This is a genomic window from Pantoea sp. ICBG 828 (assembly GCF_002928355.1).
Taxonomy (GTDB): domain Bacteria; phylum Pseudomonadota; class Gammaproteobacteria; order Enterobacterales; family Enterobacteriaceae; genus Pantoea; species Pantoea dispersa.
Window position 1 is genome coordinate 103235 of record NZ_POWN01000010.1, and the last position, 14000, is coordinate 117234.

At 59.0% G+C, this 14000-nt stretch carries 12 protein-coding genes; 5 read left to right on the forward strand and 7 right to left on the reverse strand.

The window, feature by feature from the left end; all coding sequences use genetic code 11:
• Positions 1–141: 141 nt before the first annotated feature.
• Complete coding sequence (locus C1Y43_RS20670) at positions 142–1104, forward strand: VirK/YbjX family protein (RefSeq protein ID WP_104189546.1); 963 nt, start codon at positions 142–144, stop codon at positions 1102–1104.
• 6 nt (positions 1105–1110) lie between these two features.
• Here C1Y43_RS20670 and C1Y43_RS20675 read toward each other — a convergent pair whose 3' ends face one another.
• The 6 genes from C1Y43_RS20675 to priA form a co-directional block, all read right to left on the reverse strand.
• Positions 1111–1473, reverse strand: coding sequence for a YibL family ribosome-associated protein (locus C1Y43_RS20675; protein WP_021506843.1), 363 nt, complete (start codon positions 1471–1473; stop codon positions 1111–1113).
• Positions 1474–1622: 149 nt separating this feature from the next.
• Positions 1623–2957: an HslU--HslV peptidase ATPase subunit gene (gene hslU / locus C1Y43_RS20680; RefSeq protein ID WP_021506842.1), complete on the reverse strand. Its 1335-nt coding sequence runs from the start codon at positions 2955–2957 to the stop codon at positions 1623–1625.
• A gap of 11 nt (positions 2958–2968) precedes the next feature.
• The gene (hslV, locus tag C1Y43_RS20685; RefSeq protein WP_031279590.1) at positions 2969–3499 is read right to left on the reverse strand and encodes an ATP-dependent protease subunit HslV; all 531 of its coding nucleotides are present in this window, start codon (positions 3497–3499) and stop codon (positions 2969–2971) included.
• A gap of 142 nt (positions 3500–3641) precedes the next feature.
• Positions 3642–4550, reverse strand: a complete 909-nt coding sequence (gene ftsN / locus C1Y43_RS20690; RefSeq protein ID WP_104189548.1) for a cell division protein FtsN — start codon at positions 4548–4550, stop codon at positions 3642–3644.
• Between the two features lie 153 nt (positions 4551–4703).
• Complete coding sequence (gene cytR / locus C1Y43_RS20695; protein ID WP_021506839.1) at positions 4704–5741, reverse strand: DNA-binding transcriptional regulator CytR; 1038 nt, start codon at positions 5739–5741, stop codon at positions 4704–4706.
• A gap of 166 nt (positions 5742–5907) precedes the next feature.
• Entirely contained in the window at positions 5908–8106 is a 2199-nt protein-coding gene (gene priA, locus C1Y43_RS20700) for a primosomal protein N' (protein WP_104189550.1), read from the reverse strand.
• 276 nt (positions 8107–8382) lie between these two features.
• On the opposite strand from priA, the gene rpmE reads away from it, so the two are divergent.
• Positions 8383–8598: a 50S ribosomal protein L31 gene (rpmE, locus tag C1Y43_RS20705; RefSeq protein ID WP_021506837.1), complete on the forward strand. Its 216-nt coding sequence runs from the start codon at positions 8383–8385 to the stop codon at positions 8596–8598.
• 77 nt (positions 8599–8675) lie between these two features.
• Here the strand turns inward: rpmE and metJ are convergent, their stop codons facing one another.
• On the reverse strand, positions 8676–8993 hold the full coding sequence (gene metJ / locus C1Y43_RS20710; protein WP_007885403.1) for a met regulon transcriptional regulator MetJ: 318 nt from the start codon (positions 8991–8993) through the stop codon (positions 8676–8678).
• Between the two features lie 279 nt (positions 8994–9272).
• Here metJ and metB point away from each other — a divergent pair, with 279 nt between their 5' ends.
• The 3 genes from metB (at position 9273) to metF (ending at position 13979) form a co-directional block, all read left to right on the forward strand.
• Positions 9273–10433 (forward strand): cystathionine gamma-synthase, encoded by a 1161-nt coding sequence (gene metB, locus C1Y43_RS20715; protein ID WP_021506836.1) that lies wholly within the window; start codon positions 9273–9275, stop codon positions 10431–10433.
• A gap of 2 nt (positions 10434–10435) precedes the next feature.
• Complete coding sequence (locus C1Y43_RS20720; protein WP_104189552.1) at positions 10436–12868, forward strand: bifunctional aspartate kinase/homoserine dehydrogenase II; 2433 nt, start codon at positions 10436–10438, stop codon at positions 12866–12868.
• A gap of 214 nt (positions 12869–13082) precedes the next feature.
• The gene (metF, locus tag C1Y43_RS20725; protein ID WP_021506834.1) at positions 13083–13979 is read left to right on the forward strand and encodes a methylenetetrahydrofolate reductase; all 897 of its coding nucleotides are present in this window, start codon (positions 13083–13085) and stop codon (positions 13977–13979) included.
• Positions 13980–14000 lie beyond the last annotated feature (21 nt).

Genomic DNA, 14000 nt, shown 5'->3' on the forward strand with positions numbered 1-14000 from the left:
GTGCACCGGTTTTTTTATCGCCATCTTAAACCGCAGCTCAACAAACTCCACGTCATGACCAGGCTAAAGTGGTTATTAACGCGCCGTTGATAATTTGGGGCATACAGTAGCCTTCAGTTATCTCGCGACGTAAAAATAATCATGTCTATTATTACACATTCTGAGCCGGACTCCGTTTCGTCGGCCGCGCTGTTTATACCTTTAGTCAGTGGAAAGCTGCGGCCAAATAAGCTGTGGAATAGCCAGCAATTTCGCCTGAAATTTGCCTTAAGGTCAGCGGTATTTCCACTGACCACCTTTAATTATCTCCATCAGCTGGCCAAACTCTCTTTTCTGCCGCAACTGTTAAACAGCCAGGGCTTACTGCCGGCTAAGCCGCATCGTCCCTATTTGCGCGCCGGTTTCAGCGTGGCGCAGCGTGCGCAGGCGATTCTCGATCATTATCAATTAATGGATAAGCTGGCGAATAATCAGCTGCGCCAGTTGCTGCTGAGCCCGAGCGGTAATCTCCTTGCCCGTTTCGACGGCAAAAACGAGGAGCAGTTTGCGATTTATTGCTGCTCTGGCCATTACGACCGGGAAGGGGAAATTACGCTGCTGCTTAATTATCAGGACATGACGCTGGCCTCGCTGTCATTCTCTATTATTCAGGAACAGCAGCAGCGCACGCTATTAATTGGGGGCTTGCAGGGGCCGCGGAAACATATTTCCAGTGACGTTATTCGCGATGCCACCAAAGCCGCGCACGGCGTATTTCCCAAGCGTCTGCTGATGGAAGCGGTATTTATTCTGGCGGCACAGTGCGGCGTACAGGCCATTACCGCGGTTGGCGATACCACCCATGTTTTCCGCAGTCTGCGCTACCGTCACAGCAAAGGTGATAAATTCTTTGCCAGCTATAGCGAGTTCTGGCTGTCACTGGGCGGGGAAATGCGGGGTGATGAGCTGTTTACGCTGCCGCTGAGCATGGCACGTAAAGATCTGGAAGAGATTGCCAGCAAGAAGCGCGCGGAGTATCGCCGCCGCTATGCCTTGCTGGATACGCTGGCGCAGCAGGTGCTGCAGGCTGCCGGGGCAGAACGCGACGTGGCCCACGCCGCGTAACGGCAATCAGAACGGCTGCTTCGCGTAGCCGGTCATCACCTTCAGCCCCATCTCGCGTCCCAGCGCGGTCATCGGGTGTACCACCACCAGGCCGCGCACGCTTTTCTTCAGCGCGCCCATGTTCGCCTGCTCTTTTTTGGTGATTTCACGGCTGAACGGCAGCTTTTTCAGCTGCTGGGCTTCTTTGCTCAGCTTCTCTTCGCGCACGTTGCGCAGACGCTCAATTTCCTGCACCAGCGTCTCTTTCTCTTTCAGCAGCGCGCCAAGCTTTTCGGCATCGCCCGCTTCCAGCAGCTGCGGTTCTTTGCGATTCAGCGCGTCCAGCTGGTCGCTGAGACGTTTAATCTCGGCTTTTTCTTGTTCTTTCATTGGGAAAACTCATTAAGGAAAACAGGCAAAGGATACATCAAATCCGCCCGCTTTTGCAGCGCAGCGACAACAGAGGCAACGGGATAATCGGGTGCAGCGCGGCGTGCGGGCAAAAAAATACCCAGCGCAAGGCTGGGTATTGACTGGAATTACAGAATGAAGCGGCTGAGATCTTCGTCGGCCACCAGTTCATCCAGATGCTGACCAACGTATTCGGCATCGATGGTGATCGATTCGCCGTGGCGATCGCTGGCGTCGTAGGAGATGTCTTCCATCAGACGCTCCAGCACGGTGTGCAGACGACGTGCACCGATGTTCTCGGTGGTTTCGTTCACCTGCCACGCCGCTTCGGCGATGCGACGGATGCCGTCTTCAGTGAATTCTACGTTAACGCCTTCGGTGCCCATCAGCGCTTTGTACTGTACGGTCACGGACGCGTTCGGCTCGGTCAGGATGCGTTCGAAATCATTGACCGTCAGCGCCTGCAGCTCAACGCGAATCGGCAGACGACCCTGCAGCTCCGGAATCAGATCCGACGGGCTGGCCACCTGGAACGCACCGGAGGCGATAAACAGGATATGGTCGGTTTTGACCATGCCGTGTTTAGTGGACACGGTGCAGCCTTCCACCAGCGGCAGTAGATCGCGCTGTACGCCTTCACGTGACACATCCGGGCCCGACGACTGGCCGCCGCGCTTACAGATTTTGTCGATTTCGTCGATGAACACGATACCGTGCTGTTCAACCGCGTCGATGGCGTCCTGCTTCAGCTCTTCCGGATTCACCAGCTTGGCCGCTTCTTCTTCAATCAGCAGCTTCATCGCATCTTTGATTTTCAGCTTACGCGGTTTCTGCTTCTGGCCGCCGAGGTTCTGGAACATCGACTGCAGCTGGCTGGTCATCTCTTCCATGCCCGGAGGCGCCATGATTTCAACGCCCATCGGCGCAGCAGCCAGATCGATCTCAATCTCTTTGTCATCCAGCTGGCCTTCGCGCAGCTTTTTGCGGAACGACTGGCGCGCGGCGGACGGCTCAGCGCTCTGCTCCGGCTGGCCCCAGTTGTTTTTCGCTGGCGGGATCAGCACATCCAGAATGCGATCTTCTGCCATCTCTTCAGCGCGGTATTTGTTTTTCTCGATCGCCTGGCTGCGCACCATCTTGATGGCGGAGTCCGTCAGATCGCGAATAATCGAATCCACTTCTTTCCCGACATAGCCCACTTCGGTGAATTTAGTGGCTTCAACTTTGATGAATGGCGCATTGGCCAGCTTCGCCAGACGGCGGGCGATTTCGGTTTTACCGACGCCGGTCGGGCCGATCATCAGGATGTTTTTTGGGGTCACTTCATGGCGCAGCTCTTCGTCAAGCTGCATGCGGCGCCAGCGGTTACGCAGCGCAATGGCGACCGCTTTTTTGGCGCCGTCCTGGCCGATGATGAAGCGGTTAAGCTCGCTGACAATCTCGCGTGGAGTCATCTCAGACATGGTTTTGGTCCTTACGCCTTAGACGGTAATTCTTCGTAGTTAATGTTGTGGTTGGTGTAGATGCAGATATCACCGGCGATATTCAGCGCTTTGGCTACGATATCGTGCGCACCCATCTCCGTGTTCTCCAGCAGCGCGCGGGCGGCTGCCTGGGCGTAAGGCCCGCCGGAACCGATGGCAATCAGGTCATTTTCCGGCTGAATCACGTCACCGTTACCGCTGATGATCAGCGAGGAGTTCTCATCGGCAACCGCCAGCAGCGCTTCAAGGCGGCGCAGCATCCGGTCAGTACGCCAGTCTTTCGCCAGTTCGACCGCGGCTTTCACCAGATGGCCCTGATGCATCTCCAGTTTGCGTTCGAACAGTTCAAACAGGGTAAAGGCATCTGCGGTGCCGCCAGCAAAGCCCGCGATCACTTTGTCGTTGTAAAGACGACGCACCTTTTTAACATTGCCTTTCATTACGGTATTGCCGAGCGTCGCCTGGCCATCACCGCCGATCACGACCCGGCCGTTGCGTCGTACACTTACTATTGTTGTCACGGGCAGACCCCTTGTTGCAGTGGAAAAAAGACACCGCGCAGCGTGCGCGGCGTATCATGCAACCAGATATGGGGTAATCCTGTGGGGTTTCAACCCCCGGCAATATCTGATGCTGCAAATTGCCGGGGGCGAGCAGGGAGGGTTAAGGCAGGGCGAGCGGAATACAGCTGCTGTGGCCGGAGCTGTGCAGGCGCTTCACCGTGCTGTCTGCGCTGCTGCGGTCTTTAAACGGCCCAATCACTACGCGATTCCAGCCGCCGCCAGTCGTGATGCGGCTTTCGAAACCTTCAAACGCCAGACCGGCGCGTACCGATTCCGCCTGATCGGTACCTTTAAATGAGCCACACTGCACCATCCAGCGCTGGGTGCTCGCTTTCTCTTCCGTTTTGGCTTTGGCGCTCTCCTGCGGCTTCGCCGGCTCGCGAGTGATCGGCGCGGCCTGTTGCTGCTGCTGGCGTGCCGCCTGCTGCTGCAATTCCTGCTGGCGCTGCTGCTGCTGCAACTGTTGCTGACGCTGCTGCTGCTGCTGCTGTAACTGCTGCTGACGCTGCAACTGCTGTTGTTGCTGTTGTGCCTGCTGCTGACGCTGCAGCGTTTGCTGGCGCTGAGCCGGGGTTTGTTCGTTCCACGGCACTTCATTCAGCTGGGTTGGCTGCTGGCGCATATCGGCCTGCATCTGCTCCAGCAGCTGACGCTGTTCGTCGGTCAGCTGGGTTTGCGACTTGATTTCGCCACCGGCAGACGGCTCGGTGGGCGACGGCACGGTCACCTGACGATTTTCCAGCTCTTTGATGTACTTCCAGCGCTCTTCCGGCTTCGGCGGCAGGCCATTACCGTTGCCTTTATGATTCGGAATCACCGGTGTTTCTTCTTTTTTGTGATGCGAGATGAACCATAAACCACCGGCAAAGGTCACCAGCACTGCCACGGCCAGTACTATCATCAGCTTTGAAGTGCCGGAGCCGCCTTTGCTTTTCTTGCTGCGGCCTGCGGGTTTTTTGCGACGCGTCCCTGTTGAACGCCCGCGGCCTACGTAATCTCTCTGTGCCACTTTCGTTCTGATACCCTTCAAAAAAATGCCACTGGGCGTGTAAATGGGGTGTTAATTTTGCCCGGCAAGGAATGCGTCATGTTACTCAAGGGCTGGAACTTTGACCAGCACAGTCTGCCTTCAGAATCTGCTGAAAATGCAGGGTTCCCGCATTCATTTTTCGCGTTTTGCTGCCGGTGCAGTACTGCCGCGGACGCGGAGTTCGGCGTCGAGCAGACGTGAACCGTTGTTGACCCGTTTGCCCTGCAGCTCATCCAGCAGCAGCAGCATCGCTTCGCGGCCAATGGCAAAACGCGGCTGTGCCACGGTGGTCAGGGGCGGATCGTAGTATTGCGCCAGCTCGATATCATCGAAGCCGACCACCGACAGATCCTGCGGAATACGCATTCCCAGCTTACGCGCCTGATTCATCGCGCCCAGCGCCATCAGATCGCTATGGCAGAACAGGGCTTTCGGCGGCTGCGGCAGGCTCATCAGCTGCTTCAGCGCGCTGGCACCGGCTTCAAAGGTAAAGTCGCCGTGCACAATCAGCGTGGGATCGATGGCGATATTGCTGCGGCGCAGCGCCTGGATGTAGCCCTGCAGCCGATACTGGCTGAGCGGGATATGTTCCGGTCCGGTGATGCAGGCGATCTGCCGATGGCCCAGCTGTAACAGGTGATTCACCGCTTCAAAGGCCGCGGTCAGGTTATCGATATGCACCGTGGGCAGCGCCATCTCCGGCGCGAACTCGTTGCCCATCACCATGGGCGGCAGATTGCGCTGATCTTCAATGCCGGCGTCAAACGGCAGCTGAGAACCCAGCAGTACCATGCCGTCAATCTGGCGCGTCAGCATCAGGTTAAGGAAGGTTTTCTCCTGCTGATCCTGATGCGCGCAGTCACCAATCAGCACCAGATAGCCTTCCTGCGCGGCGGTCACTTCCACGCCGCGGATAATCTCGCTGAAGAAAGGGTCACAGATGTCCGGCACAATCACCAGAATGGTTTGCGTGTCGCCGCGTTTGGCGTTGCGCGCCAGACCGTGCGGCGCATAGCCGACGGCCTGCACCGCCTGTTCTACTTTCTGCCGGGTCGCGGCGGAGACTTTTTCCGGATTCATCAGCGCGCGCGAGACCGTGGCGGTGGAGACGCCAGCCTGCTCGGCCACATCTTTCATGGTGGCTGCCGATGAGGGTTGCTTCTGATCCAACGTTAACTCCTGACGCGGTACAGCGCATAGATATTCACACATAGCCGGCCCAGTGCCGGGACGGGCACTATTGTTAACCCAACGCCGTGTGAGGTTGTTACTTAATTTGCATAAAAATTGTGACTTGTGCGACTTTTTTCGATCTGGCTCGCAGATGTGGCGCGGCTTAACTCTCGGTGGGGTCGATATCCAGCGTCCATTTGACTTTGCGCGCGGCGGGCAGGGTGCTGACCAGCGGCAGTGAACTGCTCAGCAACTGCTGCAGCCGCTTGCGTGACGGATGCTGTAGTAGCAGTTGCCAGCGCCAGCGTCCGCTGCGCTTCGGTGCCAGCGCCGGCACCGGCCCCATCAGCCACATCGCCTCATCTTTGAGCGGGCTGGCTTCCAGCAGGTTACGCAGCTGAGTAAGGAACTCCGCCGCCTGCGCGTTATCAAGATCTTCAGCGCGAAACAGTGCGTGGCTGGTCCACGGCGGCAGCTGAACCGACTGGCGCTCCAGCAGCGTCTGATCGGCAAACGCAAAATAGCCGCGATGCAGCAGCGTTTGCAGCAGTGGATGTTCCGGATGGTGCGTCTGTAGTAACACTTCGCCCTGCTTACCGGCGCGGCCGGCGCGGCCGGCGACCTGCGTGTAGAGCTGGGCAAAGCGCTCGGCGGCACGGAAATCGGCAGAAAACAGCGCGCCATCGACATCCAGCAGCGATACCAGCGTCACGTCCGGGAAGTGATGGCCTTTGGCCAGCATCTGCGTGCCGACCAGAATGCGCGCTCCGCCGCGATGCACATCGGCCAGATGCTGCTCCAGCGCGCCTTTGCGGCTGGTGGTGTCGCGATCGATGCGCGACACCGGTACGCCAGGAAACAGCGTGCTGAGCTGCTGCTCCAGCTGTTCCGTGCCCACGCCGACCGGCAGCAGATGGGTGGAACCGCAGCCCGGACACTGATGCGGCAGCGGACGCTGGCTGTCGCAGTGGTGACAGCGCAACTGACGATGCTGCTGATGCAGCGTGTAATAACTGTCGCAGCGCTGGCACTCCGCCAGCCAGCCGCAGTCGTGGCACATCAGCGCCGGCGAAAAGCCGCGGCGATTGAGAAACAGCAGAACCTGATTATCCGCCTGCAGGTGCTGGCGCATCTTGCCCAGCAGCGCCGGCGCAAGACCGCCTTTCAGCTGCTGTCCCTTGAGATCGATTAGCTGCTGCAGCGCCGGTTTGGCGTTACCGGCACGTTTGGTCAGGTTGAGCTGGCGATATTTACCGACACGCACGTTGTGCAGCGTCTCCAGCGCCGGCGTCGCCGATCCCATCACAATCGGCACATCTTCTTCGTGAGCGCGGAATACCGCCAGATCGCGCGCCTGGTAGCGCCAGCCTTCCTGCTGTTTGTAGGAGCTGTCGTGTTCTTCATCAATGATGATCACGCCCGGCCGCGCCAGCGGTGTGAACAGCGCGGATCGTGTGCCGATGACAATGGCGGTCTCGCCGCTGCGCGCGCGCAGCCATACCGCCAGACGCTCGCTGTCATTGAGCGCCGAGTGCAGCACATCAATCGGCGCATCGAAGCGTTCACGAAAGCGTGCGATGGTTTGCGGCGTCAGGCCAATTTCCGGCACCAGCACCAGCGCCTGTTTGCCTCGCGCCAGCACATTCTCCAGCACGCTGAGATAGACCTCGGTTTTACCCGATCCGGTAATGCCTGCCAGCAGCCACGCGGCGTAATGTTCATCCTCGCTGCGAATGGCGCCCACCGCCATCGCCTGATCGGTATTCAGCCGCAGCCGTTCACCTTTCACCGCGAAACTGGCGCGCCAGTCGTGCTGCTGTGGCGCATGTTCGCGCAGGTCGCACAGGCCTTTGGCACGCAGTGCCTGCAGCGCGGCATCGGTAAAATCCTGCTCGCCGATCTGGTGACGATACAGCGGCCGCTGACGCAACGCCGCCAGCGCCTGCTGCTGTTTAGGCGCGCGCTTCAGGCTTTCCAGCGCCACTTCGCGCCCGGCTTCGTTCACTACCCACTGCCACAGCGGCGCTTCCTGGGCCGGCTTGCCCTGACGCAGCAGCACCGGCAGCGCATGGCTGAGCACTTCTCCGAGCGGAGAGTGATAGTAGCCGGCGGCCCAGTTGAGGATGCGCCACAGCGCGGGTGAGAACAGCGAGCGGTCGTCGAGCAACGCATCAATCTGCTTCAGCTGGGCAAGGGGAAGATCGCTGGTGGCGTGCGTGCTAACCACGATGCCCGTCATTTTCCGGTTGCCGAACGGTACGCTGACGCGCGCGCCGGCCACCGGCTGCGGCGCATCGGCGGGCAGCAGGTAGTCAAACAGGCGAGGCAGCGGAACGGGCAGGGCAACCTGAACAACGGGCATGTCGATCTCTATCCGGTTCTGTAAAAAGGAGAAGTAGTGTACACGCTGGCGTCACCCCCGTCATACTTCAGCGCGCGGCGGCGCTGGCCGCAGGCGTTTCCCCGGCATGGCAGAGCACGGCGCATTGCGCGGATTTGATCAATGCGCTCATTTTCTGTATACTATGCCGCCTTTGATGAGATGACTCGTCAAAGATACACCATTTATTAACCGCGTGTGGTGCTGTGCAGGTTCGCCTGGCACGGAGAGCGACACGGCCTTTTATGAGGTTCTCCCATGAAACAAGGTATTCACCCGAAATACGAAGCTGTGACCATCACCTGCTCTTGCGGCAACGTGATCAACACCCGTTCAACCATGACTGGTACCCTGAACCTGGACGTGTGCGGCAAATGCCACCCGTTCTACACCGGTAAGCAGCGTGTTGTTGACTCTGGTGGTCGTGTTGATCGCTTCAACAAGCGTTTCAGCATCCCAGGCAGCAAGAAATAAGATTATTTGCCGGCGAATCTTCACGATTCGGTTGCAAGAAAAAACCCAGCCTCGGCTGGGTTTTTTTATTTCTGGCCTCAGTATTCCCAGCTGTCGGGATCGATGCCCATCTCACGCATAATCTGTTTTGCTTCTTCCGGAATCTCGTCGCTGCGCTCTTTACGCAGATCAACATCATTCGGCAGCGGTTGCCCGGTGAAGGCATGCAAAAAGGCTTCGCACAGCAGTTCGCTGTTGGTGGCGTGACGCAGATTGTTCACCTGACGGCGGGTACGCTCATCCGTTAAAATCTTCAGCACTTTCAGCGGGATAGAAACTGTAATCTTCTTAACCTGCTCGCTCTTCTTACCGTGTTCAGCGTAAGGGCTGATATATTCGCCGTTCCATTCAGCCATGGGTTACCTTAATCAATAAAAAGTTGAATATGGGGAAATCCGTTGATTATGCCCGATTTTTCGATGCCTGACCGCTTAAACTGCCGGTTTTATGCTTACACATCGCGTTTCACAGGAAAGCGCGCTGAACACCAGGCGATGACGCGTAATTTTAGCGGGTATTGCGGCTTTGCTCAATCTATACGCAAAGACATTTAGATGTCCAGATGTATTGACGTCCAGTTGCGGAATGTTATTCTGTTGCCACTTTTTTATTACACTTCAGGAACAGTAAGCACCATGACGCGTAAACAGGCAACCATCGCAGTACGCAGCGGTTTGAATGATGACGAGCAATATGGCTGCGTTGTCCCACCGATTCACCTCTCCAGCACCTATAACTTCCTCGATTTCAACGAGCCGCGAGCGCATGACTATTCACGCCGTGGTAACCCGACGCGCGATGTGGTCCAGCGCGCGCTGGCTGAGCTGGAAGGCGGCGCGGGCGCGGTGCTGACCAACACCGGGATGTCGGCGATTCATCTGGTGACGACGGTGTTCCTGAAGCCAGGCGATCTGCTGGTGGCGCCGCACGACTGCTACGGCGGCAGCTATCGTCTGTTTGACAGCCTGAGCAAGCGCGGCGCTTACCGCGTGAAGTTTGTCGATCAGGGCGATGAAGCGGCACTGGCGGCGGCGCTGGCGGAAAAACCAAAGCTGGTGCTGGTCGAAAGCCCGAGCAATCCGCTGCTGCGCGTGGTGGACATTGCGGCCATCTGCGCCGCCGCGCGTGCTGCCGGTGCGGTGAGCGTCGTGGACAACACCTTCCTCAGCCCGGCGCTGCAGAACCCGCTGGCGCTGGGTGCCGATCTGGTGATCCACTCCTGCACCAAATATCTCAATGGTCACTCGGACGTGGTGGCCGGTGCGGTCATCGCTAAAGATCCGGCGCTGGTCACGGAACTCGCCTGGTGGGCGAATAACATTGGCGTCACCGGCGCGGCGTTTGACAGCTATCTGCTGCTGCGCGGCCTGCGCACGCTGGCACCGCGCATGGCGGCGGCGCAGCGTAACGCCCTGGCGATTGTTGATTACCTGAAGCAACAACCGCTGGTGAAAAAGCTGTATCATCCGTCTCTGCCAGAGAACGCCGGCCACCAGTTTGCCGCGCGTCAGCAGCGCGGTTTTGGCGCCATGCTCAGTTTTGAACTCGACGCCGATGAGGCGCGGCTGCGCCGCTTCCTGAAGGCGCTGCAGCTGTTTACGCTGGCGGAGTCGCTGGGCGGCGTGGAAAGTCTGATTTCGCACACCGCCACCATGACGCACGCCGGCATGTCGGCGGACGCGCGTGCCGCAGCGGGCATTTCCGACTCGCTGCTGCGTATTTCTGTCGGAATTGAAGATCACGAAGATTTAATCGCCGACCTGGATAATGCATTCAGGATCGCAGCCGAGGGGTAACCATGACGATTTCAGCAGGCGCGGGAACGCCGATCAAGCAGTTGCATAAATTTGGTGGCAGTAGCCTGGCCGACGCGCGCTGTTATCAGCGCGTCGCCGGTATCATGGCCGATTACAGCCAGCCGGGCGACTTAATGGTGGTCTCTGCCGCAGGCAGCACCACTAACCAGCTGATCAGCTGGCTCAAGCTGAGCCAGAGCGATCGCTTATCGGCCCATCAGGTGCAACAGGCGTTACGCCGTTTTCACAGCGAACTGATCGCTGCACTGCTGCCTGCTGAATATGCAGAAACCCTGACCGCAGCCTTCATCCGCGATCTTGAACGCCTGGCGGCGCTGCTCGACGGCGCCATCACCGATGCGGTGTACGCCGAAGTGGTTGGCCACGGCGAAATCTGGTCGGCGCGCCTGATGGCGGCGGTGCTCAGCCAGCGCGATATCGAAGCGGCGTGGCTGGATGCGCGCGACTTCCTGCGTGCCGAACGTGCGGCGCAGCCGCAGGTAGATGAAGGCAAATCCTGGCCGCTGCTGCAGGCGCTGCTGGCGCAGCATCCGCATAAGCGTCTGGTGGTGACGGGTTTTATCAGCCGCAGCGAAGCGGGTGAAACCGTGCTGCTCGGCCGTAACGGCTCTGACTACTCGGCAACGCAGATTGGCGCGCTGGCGGGCGTGAACCGCGTCACCATCTGGAGCGACGTCGCTGGCGTTTACAGCGCGGACCCGCGCAAGGTCTCCGATGCCTGCCTGCTGCCGTTGCTGCGGCTGGATGAGGCCAGCGAGCTGGCCCGACTGGCGGCGCCGGTGCTGCACACGCGTACGCTGCAGCCGGTCTCCAACAGCGACATCGATTTACAGCTGCGCTGCAGCTATCAGCCGGAGCAGGGCTCAACGCGCATTGAGCGCGTGCTGGCGTCCGGCACCGGCGCGCGCATTGTCACCAGCCACGACGATGTCTGCCTGGTTGAGATTCAGATTCCCGATAGCCACGATTTTGCCACCCAGCAGAAAGAGATCGATCTGCTGCTGAAGCGCGCGCAGCTGCGTCCGCTGGCGATAGGTATCCATCCGGATCGTCGCCTGCTGCAGCTGTGTTACACCTCGGAAGTGGTCAACAGCGCCTTTAACCTACTGCAGGACGCGGCGCTGCCCGGTCATCTGCAGCTGCGCGACGGTCTGGCGCTGGTGGCGCTGGTCGGTGCTGGCGTAACGCGTAATCCGCTGCACAGCCATCGCTTCTGGCAGCAGATCAAAGACCAGCCGGTCGAATTCGTCTGGCAGTCAGAAGATCACATCAGCCTGGTAGCGGTGCTGCGCGTCGGACCGACCCAGCACCTGATTCAGGGACTGCACCAGTCGCTGTTCCGCGCCGAGAAGCGCATCGGCCTGATTCTGTTCGGCAAAGGCAATATCGGCTCACGCTGGCTGGAGCTGTTCGCGCGCGAGCAGGAGACGCTGTCGGCGCGTACCGGGTTCGAGTTTGTGCTGGCGGGCGTGGCGGACAGTAGCCGCAGCCTGCTGAGCTATGACGGTCTCGACGCCAGCCGGGCGCTGGCCTTCTTTGATGATGAAGCCGAAGCGCGCGACGAAGAGTCGCTGTTCCTGTGGATGCGCGCGCACCCGTTTGACGATCTGGTGGTGCTGGACGTCACCGCCAGTGATTCGCTGGCGCAGCAGTATCACGATTTTGCCAGCCACGGCTTCCACGTCATCAGCGCCAACAAAGTGGCCGGCGCTGCCAGCGGCCAGAGCTGGCGCCAGGTACGCGATGCCTTCGCCAAAACCGGCCGCCACTGGCTGTATAACGCGACCGTGGGTGCCGGACTGCCGGTCAATCATACGGTGCGCGACCTGCGCGAAAGCGGCGACAGCATTCTGGCGATTAGCGGTATCTTCTCCGGCACGCTGTCGTGGCTGTTCCTGCAGTTTGACGGCACGGTGCCGTTCAGCGAGCTGGTCGATCAGGCGTGGCAGCAGGGCTTAACCGAGCCCGACCCGCGCGTCGATCTCTCCGGTCAGGACGTGATGCGCAAACTGGTGATTCTGGCGCGCGAAGCCGGTTATGACATCGAACCGGATCAGGTGCGGGTTGAATCGCTGGTGCCGTCACAGTGCGAAGGCGAATCCATCGACCACTTCTTCGAAAACGCCGACGAGCTGAACGAGCAGATGCTGCAGCGCTTCGAAGCCGCACAGGAGATGGGGCTGGTGCTGCGCTACGTGGCGCGTTTCGATGCCAACGGTAAAGCGCGCGTCGGCGTGGAAGCGGTGCGTCCGGAGCATCCGCTGGCGGCGCTGCTGCCGTGCGATAACGTGTTTGCCATCGAAAGCCGCTGGTATCGCGACAATCCGCTGGTGATCCGCGGGCCGGGTGCCGGCCGGGATGTCACCGCCGGTGCGCTACAGTCTGATATCAATCGTCTCGCCCAACTGCTGTAAACCTGCTGCGCAGACGGCGTCCGCTGTCTGCGTTTTTCCTTCTGCTTCCCCGTCAGGTGAATCCCTTTCACTTTGGTTGAATATTTGTCACGCCCGGCAAGCAATTTTATGTTGACGCTAAGCTGAAGATCGTTCATTTTGTGCATCTGGACGTCTAAACGTATGGATGTTCGCGGTTCGCAAATTAATCGATATGTGATGATGAGGTAACAGGATGAGTTTCTTTCATGCCAATCAGCGCGAAGCGCTGAACCAGAGCCTGGCTGAGCTGAACGGGCAAATTAATGTCTCTTTTGAGTTTTTCCCGCCCCGCACCAGCGAAATGGAAGCAACCCTGTGGAACTCCATCGACCGCCTGAGCAGCCTGAAACCCAAATTCGTCTCGGTAACTTACGGAGCCAACTCCGGCGAGCGCGACCGCACTCACAGCATCATCAAAGGCATTAAAGAGCGCACCGGACTGGAAGCGGCACCGCACCTCACCTGTATCGATGCGACGCGCGATGAACTGCGCGCCATTGCGCGTGACTACTGGAATAACGGCATTCGCCATATCGTGGCGCTGCGCGGCGATTTACCACCGGGCGGCGGCAAACCGGACATGTACGGCAGCGATCTGGTGTCGCTGCTGAAAGAGGTCGGTGATTTCGACATCTCGGTAGCGGCCTATCCCGAAGTGCATCCGGAAGCGAAGAGTGCGCAGGCGGATCTGATCAACCTGAAGCGAAAAATTGATGCCGGCGCCAGTCGCGCGATCACCCAGTTTTTCTTCGACGTGGAGAGCTATCTGCGTTTTCGCGATCGCTGCGTGGCTACCGGTATCGACGTGGAGATCGTGCCGGGCATTCTGCCGGTCTCCAACTTTAAACAGCTGCAGCGTTTCGCCACCATGACCAACGTGCGCGTACCGGGCTGGATGAACGCCATGTTTGACGGGCTGGATGATGATGCGGAGACGCGCAAAATGGTCGGTGCCAACATCGCCATGGACATGGTGAAAATCCTGTCGCGCGAAGGGGTGAAGGACTTTCATTTCTACACGCTGAACCGCGCCGAGATGAGCTACGCTATCTGCCACACGCTGGGTGTTCGCCCGACGCTGGCGGCATAAGCGTGAAAGGATAAAAAAGAG

What these genes read in the sequence shown, in the direction of transcription:
- metJ (WP_007885403.1), bottom strand. Translation starts at nt 8,993, where the DNA reads ATGGCTGAATGGAACGGCGAATATATCAGCCCTTACGCTGAACACGGT.
- metB (WP_021506836.1), top strand. Translation starts at nt 9,273, where the DNA reads ATGACGCGTAAACAGGCAACCATCGCAGTACGCAGCGGTTTGAATGAT.
- C1Y43_RS20675 (WP_021506843.1), bottom strand. Translation starts at nt 1,473, where the DNA reads ATGAAAGAACAAGAAAAAGCCGAGATTAAACGTCTCAGCGACCAGCTG.
- priA (WP_104189550.1), bottom strand. Translation starts at nt 8,106, where the DNA reads ATGCCCGTTGTTCAGGTTGCCCTGCCCGTTCCGCTGCCTCGCCTGTTT.
- C1Y43_RS20720 (WP_104189552.1), top strand. Translation starts at nt 10,436, where the DNA reads ATGACGATTTCAGCAGGCGCGGGAACGCCGATCAAGCAGTTGCATAAA.
- metF (WP_021506834.1), top strand. Translation starts at nt 13,083, where the DNA reads ATGAGTTTCTTTCATGCCAATCAGCGCGAAGCGCTGAACCAGAGCCTG.
- rpmE (WP_021506837.1), top strand. Translation starts at nt 8,383, where the DNA reads ATGAAACAAGGTATTCACCCGAAATACGAAGCTGTGACCATCACCTGC.
- C1Y43_RS20670 (WP_104189546.1), top strand. Translation starts at nt 142, where the DNA reads ATGTCTATTATTACACATTCTGAGCCGGACTCCGTTTCGTCGGCCGCG.
- hslU (WP_021506842.1), bottom strand. Translation starts at nt 2,957, where the DNA reads ATGTCTGAGATGACTCCACGCGAGATTGTCAGCGAGCTTAACCGCTTC.